This is a genomic window from Nonomuraea sp. K271, from assembly GCF_009908215.1.
Taxonomy (GTDB): domain Bacteria; phylum Actinomycetota; class Actinomycetes; order Streptosporangiales; family Streptosporangiaceae; genus Nonomuraea; species Nonomuraea longispora.
Genome location: NZ_JAAAHR010000006.1, coordinates 39,487 through 60,414 on the forward strand (window position 1 = coordinate 39,487; position 20,928 = coordinate 60,414).

Annotated in this window: 15 protein-coding genes; 5 read left to right on the plus strand and 10 right to left on the minus strand. The window is 68.3% G+C overall.

The window, feature by feature from the left end; genetic code table 11:
* Positions 1-142 precede the first annotated feature (142 nt).
* The 9 genes from GUY59_RS03340 to GUY59_RS03375 form a co-directional block, all read right to left on the minus strand.
* Positions 143-937, minus strand: a complete 795-nt coding sequence (locus GUY59_RS03340; RefSeq protein WP_252375272.1) for an alpha/beta fold hydrolase — start codon at positions 935-937, stop codon at positions 143-145.
* 1,199 nt (positions 938-2,136) lie between these two features.
* A complete protein-coding gene (locus GUY59_RS03345) occupies positions 2,137-3,279 on the minus strand; it encodes a HesA/MoeB/ThiF family protein (protein ID WP_161714361.1) in 1,143 nt (380 codons plus the stop codon).
* A gap of 158 nt (positions 3,280-3,437) precedes the next feature.
* Positions 3,438-3,563: a hypothetical protein gene (locus tag GUY59_RS49775; protein ID WP_269128690.1), complete on the minus strand. Its 126-nt coding sequence runs from the start codon at positions 3,561-3,563 to the stop codon at positions 3,438-3,440.
* Positions 3,564-3,714: 151 nt separating this feature from the next.
* On the minus strand, positions 3,715-5,208 hold the full coding sequence (locus tag GUY59_RS03350) for an alpha/beta fold hydrolase (protein WP_161714362.1): 1,494 nt from the start codon (positions 5,206-5,208) through the stop codon (positions 3,715-3,717).
* A gap of 291 nt (positions 5,209-5,499) precedes the next feature.
* Entirely contained in the window at positions 5,500-7,461 is a 1,962-nt protein-coding gene (locus tag GUY59_RS03355) for a S9 family peptidase (RefSeq protein WP_236666801.1), read from the minus strand.
* Between the two features lie 21 nt (positions 7,462-7,482).
* Positions 7,483-9,210, minus strand: a complete 1,728-nt coding sequence (locus GUY59_RS03360; RefSeq protein ID WP_161714363.1) for a CocE/NonD family hydrolase — start codon at positions 9,208-9,210, stop codon at positions 7,483-7,485.
* The gene (locus GUY59_RS03365; protein ID WP_236666802.1) at positions 9,203-10,603 is read right to left on the minus strand and encodes a serine hydrolase domain-containing protein; all 1,401 of its coding nucleotides are present in this window, start codon (positions 10,601-10,603) and stop codon (positions 9,203-9,205) included. Before GUY59_RS03365 ends, GUY59_RS03360 begins: the two co-directional genes overlap by 8 nt.
* Positions 10,603-11,676, minus strand: coding sequence for a dipeptidase (locus GUY59_RS03370; protein ID WP_138200331.1), 1,074 nt, complete (start codon positions 11,674-11,676; stop codon positions 10,603-10,605). Before GUY59_RS03370 ends, GUY59_RS03365 begins: the two co-directional genes overlap by 1 nt.
* 7 nt (positions 11,677-11,683) lie before the next feature.
* Positions 11,684-13,651, minus strand: coding sequence for a CocE/NonD family hydrolase (locus GUY59_RS03375; protein ID WP_161714364.1), 1,968 nt, complete (start codon positions 13,649-13,651; stop codon positions 11,684-11,686).
* A 188-nt stretch (positions 13,652-13,839) separates the two neighbouring features.
* Between GUY59_RS03375 and GUY59_RS03380 the strand changes: the two genes are divergently transcribed.
* From GUY59_RS03380 to GUY59_RS03400, 5 genes are read left to right on the plus strand one after another with little or no spacing between them, the layout of a single operon-like run.
* On the plus strand, positions 13,840-15,402 hold the full coding sequence (locus GUY59_RS03380) for an ABC transporter substrate-binding protein (RefSeq protein WP_138200329.1): 1,563 nt from the start codon (positions 13,840-13,842) through the stop codon (positions 15,400-15,402).
* Positions 15,403-15,407: 5 nt separating this feature from the next.
* The gene (locus GUY59_RS03385; RefSeq protein WP_161714365.1) at positions 15,408-16,376 is read left to right on the plus strand and encodes an ABC transporter permease; all 969 of its coding nucleotides are present in this window, start codon (positions 15,408-15,410) and stop codon (positions 16,374-16,376) included.
* On the plus strand, positions 16,373-17,230 hold the full coding sequence (locus GUY59_RS03390; RefSeq protein ID WP_138200327.1) for an ABC transporter permease: 858 nt from the start codon (positions 16,373-16,375) through the stop codon (positions 17,228-17,230). Before GUY59_RS03385 ends, GUY59_RS03390 begins: the two co-directional genes overlap by 4 nt.
* 14 nt (positions 17,231-17,244) lie before the next feature.
* Positions 17,245-19,074 (plus strand): dipeptide ABC transporter ATP-binding protein, encoded by a 1,830-nt coding sequence (locus tag GUY59_RS03395; RefSeq protein WP_161714366.1) that lies wholly within the window; start codon positions 17,245-17,247, stop codon positions 19,072-19,074.
* A gap of 16 nt (positions 19,075-19,090) precedes the next feature.
* Positions 19,091-19,927 carry an MOSC domain-containing protein gene (locus GUY59_RS03400; RefSeq protein WP_138200325.1) on the plus strand — a complete coding sequence of 279 codons (837 nt, stop codon included), beginning with the start codon at positions 19,091-19,093 and terminating at the stop codon, positions 19,925-19,927.
* A gap of 93 nt (positions 19,928-20,020) precedes the next feature.
* On the opposite strand, the gene dapB is transcribed toward GUY59_RS03400, so the two are convergent.
* On the minus strand, positions 20,021-20,827 hold the full coding sequence (gene dapB, locus GUY59_RS03405) for a 4-hydroxy-tetrahydrodipicolinate reductase (protein ID WP_138200324.1): 807 nt from the start codon (positions 20,825-20,827) through the stop codon (positions 20,021-20,023).
* Positions 20,828-20,928 lie beyond the last annotated feature (101 nt).

A 20,928-nucleotide genomic window follows, 5' to 3' on the forward strand; every position in this document is an offset into this window, starting at 1 on the left:
ACCACTGCAGGCTACACCCGCGCTTATCGCGTTGTTGGGGGCTCAGTCAGGACATGACCGCCGTTACGTACCTGTCCCTCCCTCCATCATGCTCCATCGGAGGGAATGCGCGGCGGGTGCCGGGGCGGTCGTGGGGTGGGCGTCAGGTGAGGAAGGTGGCGACGGTGGTCACGAAGCGGGACGCGTCGTCGAGCCACGGGAAGTGGCCCGCGCCGGGCTGGACGGTGAGCGTGGCGTCGCGGAACAGGGCGGCGTACTCCGTCATGGCGGGCAGCGGAGCGGCCACGTCGACCTCCCCCGCGAGCAGCAGGACGGGACCGCCGAAGGCGGCCAGCGCCGTACGGGTGGCGGCGGGGTCGAACGCCCCCTCGGCGCCGAACGCGGCCGCCGCCTCCTCGTTGCGCTGCTCCTCGTCGGAGGCGTGGTGGGCCTGGGCGGCGACGTCCCACCGGCCGTAGGTCAGCGGCGTGACGGCCTCCCAGTCGTCCGGCGTGGCCGTGCCCGCCGTGGCCGCCCGCAGCCCCGCGTACGCCCGGGAGAACCAGGGCTCGCCGGCCCGGAGCCGCGCGGTCTCGAGCCGCCACTCGCCGGCGATCTCGATGCCGACCGCCCGCGTGCTGGGCGCGACCAGAACGAGCCGGCCGGTGAGCTCGGGGTGCCGGGCCGCGTACTGGACGGCGAGGTTGGCGCCGGCGGAGTGGCCGAGCACGTCGATCCGGTCGAGCCCGAGGTGCAGGCGGAGGGCCTCCACGTCGTCGACGAGGCGGTCGCACCGGTAGGCGGAGGTGTCCGCGGGCGTCGCCGACCCGCCGGTGCCGCGTAGGTCCAGCATGACGAGGCGCGTGCGCGAGGACAGGCCGCCGAGCTCACCGAGGCAGGACGAGGGCAACATGGGCCCTCCGGGCAGGCAGACCAGCGGCGATCCGGCACCGTGCACGTGATAAGTGAGTGTGGCACCGTCAAGCGCGGACAAGGAGGGCATGGCCCGGATCCTGTCAGCGCCGTTCGGCGGGCGGCAACGGCTTTTCCCGCCGCCCCGTCGTCGCCCTGCTCCTCCGGCGGAACCAGTGGGGGTGCGTACGGACGAAGGTCACGATGAAGAGGACCTGAATGCCGCCCTCGACGAGGATGAAGAGACCGGAGTCCAGGGCCATGAGGGCGGATCCGCCGCCGATGCCCTGCACGGCCCGCACCAGGGCGCCGATCACGATGGGGGCGGTGAACAGCGCGAACGCGGCCAGGGCGATGGTCGCCCCGATCACCAGGAAGACGGAGTAGATGCGCGTGGCCCGTCGCGCATGAGGAGCCAGCCCGGCCGTCGGGTCGGTGATCGCCGAAGGCCGGCGCAGCAGGGCGTCCAGGCACCGCGTTCTGAGGTACTTCGCGTAGGCGATCCCGTCCTCGAAAAGATTGCGTGCCCGCAGCACCTCGCGCAGGACGTAGTAGAGGTCCGTGCGCATGTAGACCTGGAACTGGAACGGGATCGCCATGAGGACGGAGAGAACGAGCGCCTGAAGGATCGCCTGCGCGCGGTCGGCCAGCGGGACGTGGGCGATCACCAGGATCAGGGACGCCATCACCATGACGTCCCAGGCGAGCCCGGCCAGGTAGACGCGGTAGCGGGAGCGCCGGGGCAGCCCCCACACTCCCGTGACGTCCGTCTGCACGACGAGATTGTGCAGGCGGGTGCCGAAGCCGATGCGGCCCGGGGCTCCGAGTGACCGGGCCGCGGTGAGGTGCATCAACTCGTGCACGCTGATGGAGGCCGACATCATGGCCGTGTTGACCAGTACCGTGAGGCCGACATAGTCGGACCAGAAGAAGTCCGAGTATGTCGGGATCAGATCGTTGCGCACGGTGAGGGTGAGCAGGGCCGCGGCCACGACGACGAGCCACAGCGCCTTCATCGGCATGCTGAAGAGCCAGGCCACGTGACGCTCCGACAGCCGGCGGAAATGGCCGCGCGGCGTGCTCGCGGCGGCGTCCGGGAGCGGGGTCCCGTCGATGGAGGCGACGAATCCGAGCTCGGAGAGGGCCTCCACGAGCTCGGCGAGGTCGACCTCCGCGTCGTGGACGTCGGTTATCCGCCGCCGGGTGGTGCCGACGGACATGCCGTCGGCCATGAGCGAGATCGCCTCACCGTACGCGGCCGGGAGCTCGACGAACTCCCCGATCTCCGGTCTGCCGACGACGGTGATGAGCGGGTCGTCGTCGTGCGGCCGGATGAGCAGCCGATGGAACCGGACGTGGCTCTCGGCGGTGACGACGCTCACGAAACCGTGGAGCCGCAGGTGGGACAGTCGTCGTCACGCGGGATGTCGATGAAGTAGAAGTGGTCCCACAGGGCGACGTTCCAGTGGTACATCCGCCCGCGGACCTGGGGGCCATGCCACCGAGATGGTAGAGGACGTCCAGTGCGCAGAGATGGCCGCTGATGTTGGCGCTGGCTGCGTTCACGGCATTGGGTCGCCCTTCGGTGAGCGGGCTTCCGTGCGCCTTGATCTCGTGCTGGTCCTCCTGCCGGCGCAGGCACGCCCAGCAGCCGGTCTCACCAGGGATCATGGAGGCGACCACTGCCATCGGCCCTGTGTAGAAACTGGCGAACCACGGCGTCCGGGTGCGCAGCGCCGCCTCGTTCGTCCAGAACACGATGTCCGGCTGAGGCTCGTCCGCGCAGAGGACGAACACGTCGCAGTCGTCCATGAGGGAGGCGATGTCGTCGGCGCCGCCCGCCTTGAACGTGCTGCCGGTCACCTCGACGAAGCTGTTCATCAGGCGCAACCGCTCCACGGCCGATTCGACCTTGGGACGGCCGACGTCGGCCTCGGTGTAGAGGAGTTGCCGGGTGAGGTTGGGCTCCTCCACGATGTCGAAGTCGGCGACATGAAGCGCCCCGATCCCGCCGGACACCAGCCCCGCCGCCACGGCCGAACCGGTGCCGCCGATGCCGAGCAGACCCACCTTGGCATCCTTGATTCTGGACTGCGCCTCATAGGGTGAACTGCGCGGGACGGTGTCAATCCAGGCGAAGAAGTTGCGGGACGGCTCGTAGCGCTCGATCTCACGCGGGGTGAGGTTGCCCGGGGCCGGGGCGCCGGCGTCCTCGACGAAGCCGCCGACGATCAGGTCGTCGATGACGGCGCGAACGCTCTCCTCATCGACGTCGCCGTGGGTCTCGGCGAAGGCGGCGCAGATCTGGTCGACGGTCCTGGTTCCGTTCATCAGGACGATCAGCCGGGCGATGGCGCCGTCCTCGCCGTCCTGAATCTCGGATGACACTCCCTGTTGCGTCAAGCCGATGACGATGCGGTTCCCCGGCAACGACAGAGGCCGATGAACACGCTTGATTCGGGGGAGTCGCATCCGTACCTTCCAGCTTGGCGTCGTTATGAGAAGAGGCCGGCCAGGCGTGGCCTGGCCGGCCGGAAATCAAAGAATCAGCTGTCGAGCGAGCGGTCGCTGGTGGTTTCGATCTTCTCCAGGCGCCGGATCTGGAGGGAGATCTTCTTCTTCTCGCCCACCGAACCCTGCTCGACCTCTTCAGCGTGCGGGTGGTTGTTCAAGGCAGACTCCTTCTTTCCATGGCCTCTTGCGACTCTCCGATTCGCGCCCGAGATCGCCGTGGCCCAATTTACTTGTCCAAGTTAACTCTACCTTTGCTAAGTAAGAGGATCAATGGTCTGCCCCGTTGCACGCCTCCCGCCTCGGTCGGCCTCAGCCCTGGGGCTCTTCCCCCGGGCAGCGGGTGCCCTTCGCGGGCACTTTCAGGGAGATCAGGTACTTGTCCATCGCCGCCGTGGTGCAGTCGGTCCTGCCGTAGATGCCGTGACCCCAGCCCTCGTAGCTGAGCAGCGTGGCCTTGGGACCGAGCTGGCGGGCCACGTTGGCCGACCACGCGTACGGCGTGGAGGGGTCGTGCCTGGAGGCGCCGACCAGCAACGGAGCATTCCCCTTGTACCGCAGGCGGTGCTGCGGGTTGTTGACCGGGTGACCCTGGCATCGCGGCATGTCGCCCATCGGCATCGGGTTGTACCGCATGTCCGGGGCCACCGCGTTCGCGCCGCGCATCACGTCGGCGTACGCCTTGTAGTTGCGCAGCTTGAGGTTGTAGTCCTCGCAGAGGATCGCGGTGGGGAACTCGGCGTGCTCACCGCTGGCAGGTCCGTTGCCGGGAGGCCCCGGCATGTCGTCGGGCACCGGCCCGCCGGCCAGGGCGAGCAACACCTTGGCCTCCATCGGCCAGTCCGGCCCCTCGTTCATCACCACGCCCAGCCAGAGGAGGTTGTGGGCGCTCACCGGCTTGTCGGTGTGGCCCGGCCAGTACAGCTCGCCGCGGTCCGCCTTCGCCAGCAGTCCCTTCCACAGGGCCCGGACGTCGCGCCCGTGCAGGACGCATTCGGTGTCACGCTTGCACCAGGCGACGAACTCGTCGAAGCCGTCCTGGACCGCGGCCGCCTCGCTGACCTGGAACGCCTTGGCGTCCAGGCTGTGGTCCATGTTGCTGTCCAGCACCATGGCCCGGACCCGGTTCGGGAACAGCTCGGCGTACATCTGCTGGGCGAGCGTGCCGTAGGAGACGCCGTACGAGGTCAGCTTGTCATCGCCGAGCGCGGCGCGGATGGCGTCCATGTCACGGGCCACGTTGGCCGAGTCGATGTGGTCGTACAGGGGGCCGGTGAGCTTGCGGCAGTCCGCGCGCAACTCCTCGTTGAAGGCGATCCACTTGTCGTAGTCGGCCTGGCTCGTCATGACCTCGTACGGGATCTTGTTGTACACCGACGCCGAGCAGGTCACCGCTCCGCTGCGGGCGACGCCCCGGGGGTCGTAGCTGACGATGTCGAAGCGCCGCTGCACATCCTCACTGAACCCCGAAGGGCGAAGGATGTCGTTCACGCCGGAGTTGCCGGGGCCGCCTGGGTTGGTCAGCAACGACCCGATCCGCGCGGAGGGGTCGGTGGTTCTGCGCCGGGCCAGGGCCAGGTCGACGGTGGGTCCGTCCGGCTTCGACCAGTCGATCGGCACGGTCAGCTTGCCGCACTCGACGGTGGGCTCCTCCTCGCACGGCTTCCACGTGATGCCGCGTTTGCCGACGGCATCCGTGACGCCCTCTCCGGCTACGGCCGCGTTGCCCACCCCGGCCATCGGCGCGGTCGACAACGTCGCCATCGCCACGAGGGTGGTGGCGAGCAGGCTCGTTCTTTTCGGCACATTGCTCCTGTCGTTGATCAGCCGGCCCGGATGCTCGGGCCGTCGCCGGCGATCAGCTCGTCGATGACGGCGTCGACGCTTGCCGCATCGACGCCGCCGGGATCTCGGAGAAGGCCGCGCAGATCTGATCGACGGTCCGGTTCCGTTCACTGGAGGATCAGCCGGGCGATGGAGCCGCTCGCGCCGACCTGTCTCCCTGGCGCACCGACCAACCCGGAGCTCTGCCACGAATCCTCTATTACTTGGCCGAGTTAACATTACCTTGTCCAAGTAAGTCCGGACTACGGTGGACTAGACGTAGCGGATCATCCAATCCAGCAGGGCCTCGTTCTGAGCCAGACGGTGGGATGGGGGCCCGACGAGGGAGCCGTGATGGGAGGTGCCGGGGAATCGCAGCATCTCGGCCGGCACCCCGTTCGCCTTGAGGATGGCGTAGTACTGCTCGGTCTGTTCCGGTGGACACCGGTGGTCGGCCTCGTGTTGCAGGAACAGGGTGGGTGTCGTGCAGCGGTGGGCGTAGGTGATCGGTGAACACCGTTCGTAGTCGTCGCGGCGTTCGTGCGGTGCGCCGCCCATCACGGTCGGCCCTTGCCAGAGGCCGGTATCGCTCGTGCCGTACATGCTGAACCAGTTGAAGAACGGGTTCTCGGGACAGGCCGCCTTGAACCTGTCGGTGTGCCCGATGATCCATCCGGTGAGGAAACCGCCGCACGAGATGCCGAACACTCCAAGCCGGTCGGGGTCGGCGAGTCCCAGCTCGACGGCGTGGTCGACACCCTTCATCAGATCCGTGTAGTCGAGGTTGCCGTAGTCGTTGTTGACCGTCGTCGCGAAGTCGTCGCCGTACCCGGTCGAGCCGCGCTGGTTGACGAACAGAACCCCGAAGCCGGCGCCCGCGAGCATCAGAAAGTCGAAGTTGAAGGTGTGACCCCAGCCGGTGTGCGGACCGCCGTGGATGCCGAGCAACGTGGGGTACGGCGCGTCGCCGCCGTCGGGAGGCGGCAGGAACCATCCCTCCACGGTGGCGCCGTCGCCGCTCACGAACTCCAGCCGCCGGGCGGACGGCAGATCGAGTTCCGCCAGCAGTGCGGCGTTGAGCTCGGTCAGCCGTTCCTCACGTCGAGCCGCGACGTCGAACGTGTACAGGTCGCCGGGTTCCGTCATGCCGAAACCGGCGAACAACAACGTGTCGCCGCGCAGGCATGCGGGCGCGCAGACGCGTTCGCCCGCCACCACCGGCTCGTACGACTCCGGACCGGACAACGCGACCTTGACGATCTCTCCCTCCCCGCCACGCTGCACCATCGTGTAGGCGTGGGCGCCGTCGTCGGACACGACCAGTCGTCCCAGCGACATCTGCACGGCCGGCATGTCGGGCTGGAGGATGCCGCCGACACCGGCGTCGAGCCCGGTCGTTCGCGGGTCATGCGCGCCGGTGCGGGGATCGACCGCACGCAGCTCCGCCTTGGTGCCCGGGAGCCGTCCCGGCTCGTAGCCGATGAGGTACGCGATCCGTCCGTCGGGACACGCGGCATGGCTGGAGATCAGGCCGGCGTGTGCGAGTTCGCTGACGCCGCCGTCCAGGCCGACCATGCGCAAGTGCATCGTCATCGGGGCGGCGCCGGGGTCGTGGGAGGCGAGGTAGGCGATGCTCGTGCCGTCGGACGTCCACACCGGTTCGAAGTTCAGCGCCGCGTCGTCGGTGAGCCGCTGTGGCTCACCGACGCCGACCTCGACCACATAGATGTCGGTTCCGGCGTCGTCGAGAACGCCGATGCCGTCCGCCCGCCACACGGCACGTGTGACCCGGTACGGCTTGGCCGGGTCGCGCGGCTCGCCCTGCGGTCCCGCGGCGAACGCGATGTGCGTGCCGTCAGGGGACCAGGCAGGTCCGCCGCTGACGCCGCGCGGGAGCGAGGTGAGCTGTCGCGCCTCGCCACCGTCCGCCGGCATCACGAAGATCTGCGGGGCCCCGCCACGGGCGGAGAGAAAGGCGATCCACCGTCCGTCCGGGGAGAACACCGGCGCGACATGCACGGTGTCCGCGTACGTGAGGCGTCGGCACGCCTTGCTCCGGCGGTCCAGGAGGAAGAGGTCGGCGTGGTCGGTGTTCGACTCGGTGTCGGCCCTGGAGAGCGCGTACACGACGGTCCGGCCGTCCGGCGCGAGGTCGGCGCCCATCAGGAAGCGCAGCTTCAACAGGTCGTCAGCGACAACGGGGCGCTTACCCGCGGTCTCGTTGGCAGGGGTCATGCTCACCTTCGCTCCTTGGGATCAATCGTTCGCCGGGCCGGCGTGGCGCCGCACGACGGGCAGCAGAATGCGGCTGGCCTGGTCCGGGCCGTGGTACACGCGCTGCTCCGCGACGACGACGGTGTCATCGGTGAAGAAGTTGCTCGCGCCCGAGTTGGTGTTGCGGTCGTACCGGCTGAAGCCCGAGCTGCTGACCTCGACCCGGATGCGGTGACCGGGGAGGAAGCGGACGCCGCAGGCGTCCATGCCGATCTCGAAGAGCGTGGGGATGCCGGGTTCGAGCTGCTCGGGATGCTCGAATGAGCGACGGAACCGGGCGCGCAGCGCACCGCGGCACAGGAAGCGCGCGGTTCCGTCCGGGTGTACGTCGGTGAGCCGCAGGTGCCAGTCGGTGTCGAGGGCTGACGAGGAGGCGTAGAGCTGGCAGGTGATCCAGCCGACGACGTCCAGCGGCTCGGTCAGCGGCTCGCTCGTGTAACACAGGCAGTCGTTACGCTTGGAGCCGGGACGGTCGTCGATCGGACCGTCGTGCAAGCTCCACGGGCGGGCACCGCAGTCGGCCGGGTCATACCGGTAACTGTCGGGAGGTTCCTCCATGCTCGGGGGTTCCAGGGTCAGGATGCCGTCGCCGTCGAGGCTGTTCGCCTGCCCGCCGGAGTGGAGGTAGAGCGGCATGTCCTCCGCGTCAGGCAGCGGCCAGTCGTCTTCCGCCCACCACTCGTTCGCGCCGACGACGAAGACGTGAACCGGCTTGTCTTCCTCGATCCCGTTGGGCACGCCTTTCAGCCAACGGTCGAAGAAGCGCAGGACGTAGTCGTTGAGCTCGATGATCGCGCTCTCGCCGAAGTCGACGCCGTTGAGCTCCCGGTGGGTGTTGATCCAGTGCGGCCACGGGCCGATGACCAGCTTCTGCCGGGACTTCGCCCGGCTGTTTCGCATGGCCTGGTAGTTGGACGGTGCACCCGGGAAGTTCAGGTCCCACCATCCCGTGACGTTCAAGGACGCGACGTCCATCTCGGCATGGTTGTCGTACGAACGCCGGCGCCAATAGTCATCAAAGGTGGGATGCTCGGTCATCTCGCGCCACCAGTCCGGGCTCTCCCCGGTGCTGTCGGGCACAGCGGCCAGCGGCAGGGTGTCGAAGTACGGTTGCGGCCCCGTGAGCACGCTTCCCGGATCGGCTGTCTGCCAGGAGCGTGCGCCCATGGCGACGGCCCACTCGGCGATGCCCAACATGAAGCAGCCGCCGAGGATCGGCTCGTTCTGCCACGGCGAGCCTGGTGGCGAGCACATCGGCACGATCGCCTTCAGGTGCGGCGGGCGTCGGGAGGCCGCGAACCACTGCGTCTGCCCCGCGTACGAACCGCCGATCATCCCGATGTTGCCGTCGCACCACTCCTGCGCGGCGATCCATTCCACCGTGTCGTAGCCGTCGTCGGCCTCGTCGGCGTACGGCTGGAACACCCCGTCGGAGTTGAACCGGCCGCGACAGTCGTTGAACGCGATGATGTAGCCCGCCTGTGCGAACCGCTCGTACAGCTCGGCCCGGTGACCGCCGACCTTGTCGTAGGGCGTACGCATCAAGATGACGGGCAATGGACCTGGCAGGTCGGGCCGCCGGAGGTCCAACGCCAGTTCGACGCCGTCGCGCATGGGCACCCGGAGCCCACGGTGCAGGCGTGTGACGGACGTCAGCTGCGGCGAGACCTCGCCTCGAGGCGGCTCACCCTGTCGCACGTGTTCAGTCATCCTCATCCCTTCCAGAAAGTGCGGGCTCTCCCCGGCGCGCGAGGCGGCCGTCCAGGTAGACGAGCTGGTAGCGACCGGTGTGATCCGCCTGGGAGAAGTGCAGGCGGGTCCGGCCGTCGAAGAGGCCGGCCATGTCGGCGACGGCCGAGCGCGGGCCGTCCGGGACGGCGTCGAACTCCGTGGCGGCTCCCGTCTCGTAGATCTCGGCTCCTTGGAGGTCCTCGAGGACGGGTTCGACCCTCACGCGCAGCCTCTCGCCGTGCGGCGTGACGGTGAGCCTTCTGCTCTTACGCAGGTAGGTTCCGGCGCACCGGCTGAGCCCAAGGGCTTCTGCGTCGTGGTCCTGGTGCGGGAGGCGCAGCGGAGATCGTTCGGGAGGGAGGAACAGTTCGAGCGCATCCGCGTGGAGAGCGGCTGACGCGTTCGAGTTGGCGAAGGCGATGTATGCCAGGTCGTCGCGTGGGGAGAGCACGGCGAACGCCGTGCCTCCGTTGGAGCCGCCGCCGTGGGAGTACACCAGTCCGCCCTCGCGTGCGGTATAGCGCCAGCCCAGGCAGTAACCGGTCTCGGGCCCGGGCGGTTCTGCGACCGTCGGTGTGCGCATGGCCGTGACGGACGCCGGCGCGAGGAACTGATTCACGAGGTCCGGAGGGTCGAGGAATGCGCGCAGAAAACGGAGCGTGTCGCCGACCGTCGTGATCAGAGTCGATCCCGCCGCGGCCAGCGTCTCCGGCAACATGAACCGCGTGGTCGGCACGTGCCCCTGCGCCGCAGGGAAGTGGCCGATGGCGGTGTGATGCATGCCGGCGTTCCTGGGGTCTGCGCTGGTTCGTTCGAGCTCGAGTCGGTCGATCACCCGCTCCTGGAGCAGTTGGAGAAAGTTCTTGCCGGTCAGTCGCTTGAGAATCACCTCGACGACGAACCAGCCGGCGTTGTTGTAGGAGGCGGTGGCGCCTGGTTCGTGCAGCTTTCCGACGTGACGCAGCAGGTCGACGTAACGGTCCACCCCGTCCGGGTACGGGCCGGTGTCGACGAGATAGTCGCCCGCGTCAGTACCGCTGGAATGGTTGAGCAGTTGCCGGACGGTCATCGCCCCGGCCGCCATTGTGTCCGCGCCGAACTGGACGTCCGGCGCGTAGTCCACGATCCGCTGGTCAAGGTCGATCTTGCCCTCTTCGACAAATGTCATGACCAGGGCGGTCGTCCACACTTTCGTGACGGATCCGGTCAGGAACGCGGTGTCGGGAGTCATCTCGGCCTGCGTGTCGAGGTTCGCGACGCCGCAGGCGGCGACCGAAGTGCGACCGGCATGGTGAGCACCGACGACGAAGCCGGGCACGCCGTGCCCGCGTCGCAGCGTCTCGAGCCGGCGCCGCAGGTCGGTCCCGGCCATCACGACGACGACCGTTCCCGCTGCGACGGGACGCCCATGACCTGGCGGAAGACGCGCATCACATTGTCGCCGAGGACCTTCTTGACGTCCTGCTCGCCGAAACCTCTCCGTACCATCGCGTCCGTGACCTTCACGAGGTCCGACGGCCGTTTGATCTCCGCGGGTTCGTACGGGCCGATGGCCCCGGCGTTGCCGCTCGGATCTCCGGCGTGCGCCGGCCAGCCGCCCCAGACCTCCTGGAAGTAGTCGTCGATGATGTCGGGCCCGAGCCCGACGTGGTCGATGCCGGCGATGTCCACGACGTGCTCGATGTGGTCGACGACGCGGTCGGCCGTAGGGTTGTGCGGGTCGATGAACCAGGGGATCGCGGCCGCGACGCCGACGACGCCGCCCAGTGCGGCGATCCGTCTGATCTGGTCGTCGCCGAGGCTGCGATGGTTGTCGGTGATGACGAGGCACGTCGAGTGGGTGGCGAGAAGCGGCCGGCTGGCGAGGTTCAGCACGTCCTCCACGCCGTTGACGCCGAGATGGCTGACGTCGAAGACCATGCCGAGGCGCTCCATCTCGGTGAACACCTCGATGCCCTGCGGGGTGAGTCCGCCCCGAGCCGTGTCGTCCAGGCCGCTGCCGTCGGCGAGGAAGGTGCGGCCGTAGTGCGCGATCGACGCGACGCGCACGCCGGCCCTGAACATGGTCCTGATCAGCTTCGGGTCCTGGCCGATGCCATGTGCCCCCTCGATCGCCATGACGAGCGCGATCCTTCCGCTCTGGTTCGCCGCGTCGATGTCCGCCGCCGTCGAACAGATCGCCACGTCATCCGGGTACTGGACGGCCAGCTCGTGGATCCGCTCGGCGAGGAGCAACGTACGGCGCAGGGCTCCCTCGGACTGGTGGTCCTCGTCGATCCAGATGGGCAGCACCTGGACGTCGACTCCGCCGGCCCGCAGCTCGGGTAGCCAGAACTCAGCGAAGTGGTCGGTCCTGCCCCGCTTGTCCATGTGGTCCACGAGGAGGATCAGGTCGTTGTGCGCGTCGACGACCTGGGCGTCGGCGTGCAGGCGTGCGGTGTCCATCTGCGGCTCATTCCTCCGTCGCCGAGGTGTCGACGACGGGGACGACAAGGTGGGACGGATGGTCCCGGTCACGGTAGATCGTCTGGGTGGCGACGACCGGAGCGCCGGGCTCGCCGCCCAGGTTGGTGTTCCTGTCGAAGCGGGGGAAGTCGGCGGAGGAGATGTCGACGCGGAGGCGGTGCCCGGCCCTGAACCTCATCGCCGTCGCCCACATGTCCACCTCGAGTCGATAGATCTTCCCGGGCTCGAGCAGCTCAGGTGCGCCGTCATCGGTGCGGTAGCGGGCGCGAAGCATCCCGCTCTGGACGTGGAACGCGCGGCCGTCCGGCCAGACGTCGCTGAGGCGGACGTTGAAGTCGGTGTCCACCGCGCTGGAGCCGGCGTAGAGGACCATGAGGAGCGGGCCGACGACGTCGAGATCCTCATCGAGCGGCGGCGTCGTGTACACCAGCACGTCACCGCGTCGCTGGACCTCGCTCACGTCTCCACTGCCCGGGGTGTAGTGGAACGAGACGAAACTCCCCGCGACGGTAGGCGTCGGATCCTCGGGATCGTAGGCGTAGACGTCCGGCTCGGCGTCCGCAGCCGGCGGGCTCGTCGAGAGCACCCCTTCACCGCCGAGATAGAAGGCACGTTCCGTCGCCTCCGGCACCGGCCAGTCGGACGCCGTCCGCCACTCGTTGGCGCCCATCAGGTAGTAGGTCACCCTCGGCCAGGACTCCGTCGTGCCGTTGCGTACGGAGGTGAACCAGTGGTCGAGGAAGCCGACCTGGTCCAGCATGTTCGACGCACGCACCAGCTCGGGATGCTCGTCGGTGCCCAGCCGGTATCCAGGCCGGTTGTGCGCTCTCGGGGTGATGATGATGCGCGCGCCGTCGGCGACCTCGGGGCGTCCTTCGCGGCGCAGCATCCGGAACGTGGCGAGGGCGTCGTTGACGCCCCAGTCGTACCACGCGGTGAGCATCAGCGGCGGAGCGGTGACGAGCCGGCACATCTCCGCGGGGTCGGCGTGCGGCATGATGTGCCTGGCATGAGAGATGCGGTGGCCGAAGATGTCCGACATGGCCTCCATGTCCGTCATCGTCACGTGGTCGACGCCCCTCGCTCGACGAACGAACTCAGCGCGTCGCGCGCTCGAAAGACCGCAGTAGCGCTCCCACAACCACTGTCGTGCCTCGGCCGGGTGCATGCCCGTGACGACGGGGTACTCCTGCACCAGCCACTCCGGCAGCGGCAGTTGCAACGGCTCGTTGAAGTAGCCGCCTGCCAGTGTCTCTTGCTCGAACACCCGCTCCATGTCGAAGAGGGAAACGGGCACCTTGTCCGCGCCGTTGCCGACGACCCGCGCATAAGAGTTGACGAACATGTACAGATGTACGGTGTTGACGGCGATCCCGAGTCCGCTGACCGCCGGCGCGATCGCCGACATCGCTGGGTTCGCCGACATGCACCACTGCGTGAGACCGGTGTAGGACCCGCCGCACGACGCGATGAACCCGCCGTACCACTCCTGCTCGCAGATCCAGTCAATGAGGTCCGGGCCGTCTTCCCGCTCGTGCACCAGGTAGTCCCAGTCGGCCGGCTCGCTCTCGCCGGTTCCTCGGCAGTCCTGTGACACCACGGCGTAGCCGCGCCGCGCGAATGCCGTCAACGCCGCTGTCACGCCGAACGCCTCGACATCTCGGGGGATCGGGCCGCGGCTGACCAGGACCGGCGCTCGGTGGACCGGCGGAAGGTAGACGTCGGTCGCGAGTCGCACCCCGTCCCGCATCGTGACCTGGACCGTCTCGCACGTGATGGCGGACGCGGGGAACTCCGGCGGCGGAAGTGTTCCGTTCAGAAGGAACTCGTAGAGCTCCGGTGCGACGTCGACGAGCCGGGCCTGTGCCTTCTTGACCAAGGTGCACACCTCTTCCTTGCCGGTCGGCGAACGCCTCACCGGCGACCTGGTTGACTCCACGCTAGCCTCGGTCATACCATATGTAGTACCTTCAATGTAAGATATTACTATGTCGCGACGCGCCCCCATGGCTCAGCCTCGGGTCAACGGTGCGGAGCGTGGCCCTGCATCCACCCGACCGCGGCCGCCGCCCGTCGGCACCCCCCACGTCCTCCATTCATGTCTCTGTCGCGCCGAGCGCAAGGAGAGAGGTCGAGAGCAGCATGAGCCTCAGGATGATCACGGCATGCCTGGCGCTGACGTCAGCATGCTCGGTGAGCTGCACGAACAGCGCGTCCCAAGCAGACACCAACGTGCTGACCGTGGGACTCACCGGTACGGTGAGCACCCTCGACGACACCGCGAGCACGAGCTCGGTGGGCTTCACCGTGACGTCGCTCGGCGTGGAGCGCCTCATGCGGGTCGCCCCCGACGGCAAGCTCGAACCACACCTCGCGAAATCGGTGGCGCATCCCGATGCGACGACCTACCTCTACACACTGCGGCCAGGGATCACGTTCTGGGACGGCTCCGCACTCACCGCGGACGACGTCGCGTTCTCGATGAACCACGCGCGCCGGGCGAAGTCGCAGCTGGCGTCGTTCTTCGCGAGCGTGCGGGACATCACCGCCGACGATGGCGACACCGTGCGCGTGACGCTGAAGCATCCCGACGCCAGCTGGAAATACACGCCGACGTTGGCTCCCGTGTTCCAGAAGGCGTTCGCAGAGAAGCACGGGGACTCCCACGGGAAGCCCGGTGTGCTGGTCATGGGCACAGGCCCCTGGAAGTTCGCGGACCTCGCCGCCACCCGTGGCGTCGAGCTGGTCCGTAACGACAACTACTGGAACGGCCGACCGGCATTCGACCAGATCAAGATCGAATTCCTGGCCGACGACACGAGCGCCGCCTTCGCGTTCCGCGCCGGCGAGATCGACGTCGCGTTCCCCGCCGACGCGCGCTCGTACGAGTCGATATCGGGGACGAAGCTGGTCAGCAGCGGACCGACCTGTTCGTCCATGGTCATGAGCATGAACACGAAGCTGGAGCCGTGGAGCGACATCCACGTCCGGCGGGCGGTCGCGCACGCAGTCGACAGGGAAGGCATCGTGAAAGCCCTCGGCGACGACGTCACTCCCACCTCCCGACTCATCCCCCGGCCCATGTGGGACGGCGCCGTGCCCGCCGCGGAAGCGGACAAGATCTACGAGTCGCTCCCCACCTACGAGTACGACCTGGACAAGGCGCGCTCGGAGCTCGCCCGCTCGGCGTACCCCGGCGGTTTCAGCGCGACCATCAACACGTCGTCCAACCTGACCGAGACCAGCATCGCCAACCAGGCGCTCGCAGCGAGCCTCGCCAAGATCGGGATCAGGATCGCTGTCAAGAGGGTGCCGAACAGTCAGTGGCTCAAGCAGCTCTACGGACCCCGTGCGGACATCCCCGTCTTCACCATGCCGATCGGTTGCGGCACGGTGCCCGACCCGAGCTTCTATCCCGGCATCCTGCTGGACTCGGCCGCCGCCACCGAGGGCGGCACCAACGTCGCCGACTACACGAAGCCAGAGGTCGACCGCTTGGTCCGGGTGGGCCTGCGTACCGACACCCCGGCGAAGCGCCTGTCTATCTACCGCGACCTGCTGCACCAGGTGTCGGAGGACGTCCCCTACGTGCCGCTCTACTCGCTCGAGGGGTACGTCGCCCTTTCCGAGCAGTTCGTCTGGCCGGGGTTCGACGAGATGTACTCGGTCCAGCCATGGGCGCTGTCCATCAAGGCGAAGGCGTAGCGACGATGAGTGTGCGGAGCACGGCCTTCCTTCTGTTCAAGCGTCTCGTGGCGGCATGCCTGCTGCTGGCTGTCATCTCTCTTGCGGTGTTCTCGCTGGTGTACCTCTCGCCGGGAAGCGCCGAGCAGATCCTCGCCGGCGGCAAGGGATCGATCTCGCCCGAGCAACTGCAGCGCCTCAGGGCCGAGCACCACCTCGACGAGCCGCTCCTGACCCAGTACTGGATCTGGGTGGAGGACGCCGTCACGCTCGACTTCGGCCAGTCCATCCAGACGGCGCTGCCCGTGACCGATGAACTAGGCGCACGGCTGCGCGTCTCTCTTATCCTCGGCGGCTACGCCTTCGTCCTGACGACCGTGGCCGGCGTCCTGCTCGGCCTGTTCGCCGCGTTGCGAAGGAACAGCATCCTCGACCGCGCCATCGTGGCGTCGACGCTCGTCGGGCTCAGTGCTCCGGCGTTCGCGACCGCGCTCCTGCTGCTGTACGCCTTCGCCATCCTCGTGCCGGTGTTCCCCGCCTTCGGGCAGGGCACCGATTTCCTCGACACGTTGTGGCACCTCACGCTGCCGGCGCTCGCACTCGCCACCTCCAGCACGGCCTTCCTGGTCAAGCACACCCGCGCCGCGATGCTCGGGGTGCTCGACCAGGATCACGTCGTGTTCGCGCGCGCACGTGGCCTGTCGATCACCACCGTGCTCTTCCGCTACGTGGGGCGGAACGCGCTGATCCCCATCACGACGATCAGCGCGCTCACCTTCATCCAGTTCGTCGTCGGCGCCGTCCTCGTCGAGGTCGCGTTCTCGCTGCAAGGGATCGGAAGCCTGCTCGTGCAGGCCGTCGCCGCCAAGGACGTGCCGATGGTCCAGGGAGTGGTGATGCTGGTCGCCGTCATCGTCATCGCCGCGAACCTGGTCGCCGATCTCTTCTCCATGGCCGTGGATCCCCGCGTGCGACTTGGAGGGCGGGCGGCATGAACGGAGTCAGCGAGAGGGCGGCATCCGGCCGGCATGGCACCGCCAACCGGTCGGACGTGACGGCCGGCCTCTGCTTCGCGTTTCTCGCGGTCATATGCGCGCTCGCCCTCGGGCCGTCCATGGCGCCGTACGATGCGATGGGCGCGAATCTCACCATCGGGCTCGGTCCGCCCACCGAGAGCCACTGGCTCGGGACGGACGCGCTTGGGCGCGACATCCTGTCGCGGGTCATCGTCGGCGCGCGGGCCGCCCTCCTCGGACCACTGATCGTCACGCTGGTGTCGATGGTCTTCGGCAACGCCCTCGGCTTGATCGCCGGATGCCGTGGAGGGTGGGTCGACAGTGTCGTCATGCGCTGGGTCGACCTGATGCTCGCGCTCCCCGGCCTGCTCGTCGCGGTGGTCGTGATCGGAGCGCTCGGCGGAGGCTACTGGGTGGCCGTCGCCGTGCTCGGAGTCCTGCTCGTCCCGTTCGACGCGCGCGTCATCCGCGGCGCCGCGCTCGAGCAGATGCCCCGCCCGTACGTCGAGGCGGCCAGGACACTCGGTGTCCCGTGGTGGCGTCTCACTCTCTTCCATGTCTGGCCGAATGTGTCCGCGGTGACCGTGGCGAACTCCTTCCTCGTGTTCGCGATGGCGCTCGTCTCACTGTCGGGCCTGTCCTTCCTCGGCTTCGGCGCGGATGCCGGCCAACCTGACTGGGGCCTCATGATCGCGGAGAACCGCACGAACCTGTTCGAGAACCCGGCTTCGGTCGTGGCGCCAGGGTGCCTGCTCATCCTCACCGCGACGTGCGTGAACCTGCTGGGTGACTGGGTGTACCAACGCCTGTCCGAGCGAGGCCTCAGCCGATGAACGAGGTGGAATCCGTGGACGAGCCCGCGCTGGAAATACGGCGGCTGCGCATCGAGGCAGCCGGACGGGGCACTGCGACGACCATCGTGTCCTCGCTGGATCTCTCCCTGGCGGCCGGCGAGACGGTGGGCATCGTCGGCGAATCGGGCAGCGGGAAGTCGATGACCGCCCGAGCCGTCGTCGGGCTGCTCCCGCCTTCCGTGTTCGTGTCACGTGGCGAGATCCGTTACGGCGGACGCAGCCTGCTCGAACTGACCGAACGACAATGGCGCCGGATCCGCGGCTCGGAGCTGGGTTTCGTCATGCAGGACCCGTTCACGATGCTCAATCCCGTCAGGAAGTGCGGTCTCGTCATCGAGGAGTCGCTGCCCGACGCCGGCCGGGGCACATCCAGGCGGCAGCGTCGCGCCGAGTCGATCGAGCGGCTGGCCGAGGTGGGCATTACGGACGAAGCCGTGGCGGATCGCTATCCCTTCCAGCTTTCCGGCGGCATGCGTCAGCGCGTTGCCATCGCCGCGGCGATCGCGTCCGAGCCACAGGTGCTCATCGCGGACGAGCCGTCGACGGCTCTGGACGTCACGACGCAGAAAGACATCCTCCTGCTGCTGAAGAAGCTCCAGGCCGCTCGAGGCATGGGGCTTGTCCTGATCACCCACGACCTGCGCGTCGCCTTCGCCATGTGCGACCGGGTCTACGTCCTTTACGCGGGTCACCTGGTCGAGGCCGCGGCGGCCGCCGAGCTCGAGAGCACACCGATGCATCCCTACACCCACGGCCTGCTGATTTCCGAACCACCGGTGGACCGCCGCGTGGCGGAGCTGACCGGCATACCGGGCGCGGTGCCGGTGCCCGACGACGTCGCCGGCCGATGCGCGTTCGAGCCGCGCTGCGCCTGGTCGACGCCGACCTGCCGGAACGGCACGCCGCCCCTGACCGAGGTGGCGCCGCGCCACCTGTCCGCGTGCACCCGCGTACGCGAGATCCACGGCGAGATGGCGCACCCGCGCTCCCGCATGAGGCTCGCCGAGCCACTCCCGCCGGCCCGGCCGCCATCGGGCGGACCTCTTGTTCGCGGTCGTGACGTGCGCAAAGTGTTCGACGGCCGCCGTGACCAGGCGCCGGCCCTTGCCGGCGTCTCGTTCGAGATCGGGTACGGCGAGAGCGTCGGGCTGGTCGGCGAGTCGGGATCCGGCAAGACGACCCTCGCTCGATCGCTGGTCGGCTTGGAGCGCATCACGTCCGGCGAGCTCGTCGTCGACGGAGTCGCCGTGAACGCCGGGTCTCGCCTCGATGCCCGCGACCGACGCAGACTGAGCCACACCGTTCAGATGGTGTTCCAGGATCCTTACTCGTCGCTCAATCCCATGCGCAGCATCGGGTCGGCCCTGAAGGAGGTGGTCAGGCTGCACGACCCGTCGGCGACCGACCCCTCGGCCCGGGTCGCCGAGCTGCTCGAGTCCGTCGGTCTGCCCGCGGAGCTGGCACAACGCAAACCGGTTATCCTGTCCGGTGGCCAGCGGCAGCGAGTCGCCATCGCACGTGCGCTGGCGGTCCGCCCGAAGCTCCTCGTCTTCGACGAACCTCTTTCCGCGCTCGACATGTCAGCACAGGCACAGGTCCTCAACCTGCTCACCAGGCTGCACCGCGACCGCGGCATCGGTTACCTCTTCATCACCCACGACCTGGCGATGGTCCGTCAGATCGTCGATCGCGTCTACGTGTTGTACCGGGGCGACATCGTCGAGTCGGGTCCCGTCGACGAGGTGCTGGCACGCCCGGCGGACCAGTACACGAAGAAGCTCATCGAGTCCATACCCCGGCCGACGGGGACCTGGCTCACGTGACGATTGTGGAGGTGGCATGGGCCGGCGAATGGCGGTCGACTGGATCTCGGTGGCGCCGGTCAAGGGCCTCCGTCTGCTCCCGCGCAGCGAGGTGCGGCTGACGGCCGACGGCGTGCCCGGCGACAGGGCGTTCTTCGTCGTCGACGACCGGAACGTGATGATCAGCATGAAGCGTGTCGGCCCCCTTGCGGCGGTCGTGCCCGATCATGACCCAGTGGCCGGCCGGCTCGCCCTGCGATTCCCCGACGGCCGTTCGGTGGCGGATACGGTGCGGCTGGGTGCTGCGACGCGAGTGCGCTTCTTCGACACGGAACTGCGCGCCCGTCCGGTCGAAGGCGAGTTCTCGGCGGCGCTGTCCGAGCACTGCGGCGTCTCCTTGCGCCTGATGGCCACGCCACCCGGGTGGCTGTCGTTCGACCGCAGGCAGGGCGTCGTCTCCGTGCTGTCACTCGCCTCGCTCGAGCGGCTGCGTGAGGTGGCCGGGCTGGCCGAGCCGATCGATCACCGACGTTTCCGCATGACCTTCGGGTTCTCCGGCCTCGACGCGCACGAGGAGGACCAATGGGTCGGCCGTGACCTTCAGGTGGGCGAGGCGGTCCTGCGGATCGCCGGGCATGTGGGCCGTTGCGCCGCGACGACCCGGCACGCCGACACGGGTGTCATGGACCTCAAGACGCTCCGTCACCTGGCAGCTTACCGAGGCGACCTGGCGACGACGGAGCCCTTGCCGTTCGGCGTGCACGCCCAGGTCGTCCGGCCCGGTCCGGTCAGTGTCGGCGACCCGGTCATGCTGCTCGCGGGGACGGTCGAACCCCGGTCACGGGAGGTCAGCGACGCGGATCGAACGGTGTGATGTCCGGCGCGGGGATCGAGACATCGCGCGCCTGAGCGGACCACGCTGTCGACAGTCCGGCAGTCCCGGCTGCGCCGCGGCGCCGGCTATGCGTCACGTCTGCTGGGCCAGGGCATCAGGGTCCAGGCCGCGAACGACGCCGATGACACCCGGCACGCTCCTGATCGCATGCAGCGTGCCCGCGACGAACTTCTCCGCGCTGTGCCCGCTCTCGTGCCGGATCACCAGACGCTCATCGGCCCCGCCGAAGATCACCTCGGTGGCCAGCTCGTAACTCGGCAACCGCAGGGAGTGGATCTGTGTGCCGGCCACGGTCGCGCCACGTGCTTCGACATGGCCTCCGGTGTCAGCGACAGGACGGTCGACCGTGGGCGGGCCGTGCTCGGCGAGCCGCTCGGCGAGCTCCCTGGCCGTCCCGCTCGGCGCGTCCGGCTTGTTCTGCGACGCGTAGTCGACGATCTCCCAGGTCCGCAGATACTGTGCGGCCAGCAGCGCCGCCTGGGTCAGAACCGTGGCGCCGAGCGAGAAGTTGCCCCCGGCGAACACCCCGACGCGGGCCATGCGCGCGACCTCGTCGATTTCCTCGAGGTCGCGCGCGCTCAGTCCTGACGATCCGACGACCACGTGCACGCCGTGCTCTATGGCCTGGATGGTGTGGGCGCGGATCGTCTCGTGCGAGGTGTAGTCGACGACCACGTCGACGTCGTCGAGCGCCTCGGCCAGCCGGCCGTGCACGGGGACGCCGATCGTGTCCTGCCCCCACGCCGTGCCGAGGTCGCTGCCGGCTGCGGAGCGGCTCACGGCGGATACCAGCTCCAGGTCAGGAGCTTCGATGACCGCTGCGGCGACGGCGCGGCCGGTCCAGCCGGTGGCGCCGGCGACGCACACACGAACGCTCATCTCATCCTCCATGCTGTGGCCATCTTCTATTTAAAATAGCACATGTAGTAGGTAAAGTATTATATGTGAATGAGCGGAACCGACTTTGAGCGATCAGTGCG

What these genes read in the sequence shown, in the direction of transcription:
- GUY59_RS03375 (WP_161714364.1), bottom strand. Translation starts at nt 13,651, where the DNA reads ATGACCGAGGCTAGCGTGGAGTCAACCAGGTCGCCGGTGAGGCGTTCG.
- dapB (WP_138200324.1), bottom strand. Translation starts at nt 20,827, where the DNA reads ATGAGCGTTCGTGTGTGCGTCGCCGGCGCCACCGGCTGGACCGGCCGC.
- GUY59_RS03365 (WP_236666802.1), bottom strand. Translation starts at nt 10,603, where the DNA reads ATGGCCGGGACCGACCTGCGGCGCCGGCTCGAGACGCTGCGACGCGGG.
- GUY59_RS03355 (WP_236666801.1), bottom strand. Translation starts at nt 7,461, where the DNA reads ATGACCCCTGCCAACGAGACCGCGGGTAAGCGCCCCGTTGTCGCTGAC.
- GUY59_RS03400 (WP_138200325.1), top strand. Translation starts at nt 19,091, where the DNA reads ATGGGCCGGCGAATGGCGGTCGACTGGATCTCGGTGGCGCCGGTCAAG.
- GUY59_RS03370 (WP_138200331.1), bottom strand. Translation starts at nt 11,676, where the DNA reads ATGGACACCGCACGCCTGCACGCCGACGCCCAGGTCGTCGACGCGCAC.
- GUY59_RS03360 (WP_161714363.1), bottom strand. Translation starts at nt 9,210, where the DNA reads ATGACTGAACACGTGCGACAGGGTGAGCCGCCTCGAGGCGAGGTCTCG.
- GUY59_RS03385 (WP_161714365.1), top strand. Translation starts at nt 15,408, where the DNA reads ATGAGTGTGCGGAGCACGGCCTTCCTTCTGTTCAAGCGTCTCGTGGCG.
- GUY59_RS03390 (WP_138200327.1), top strand. Translation starts at nt 16,373, where the DNA reads ATGAACGGAGTCAGCGAGAGGGCGGCATCCGGCCGGCATGGCACCGCC.
- GUY59_RS03380 (WP_138200329.1), top strand. Translation starts at nt 13,840, where the DNA reads ATGAGCCTCAGGATGATCACGGCATGCCTGGCGCTGACGTCAGCATGC.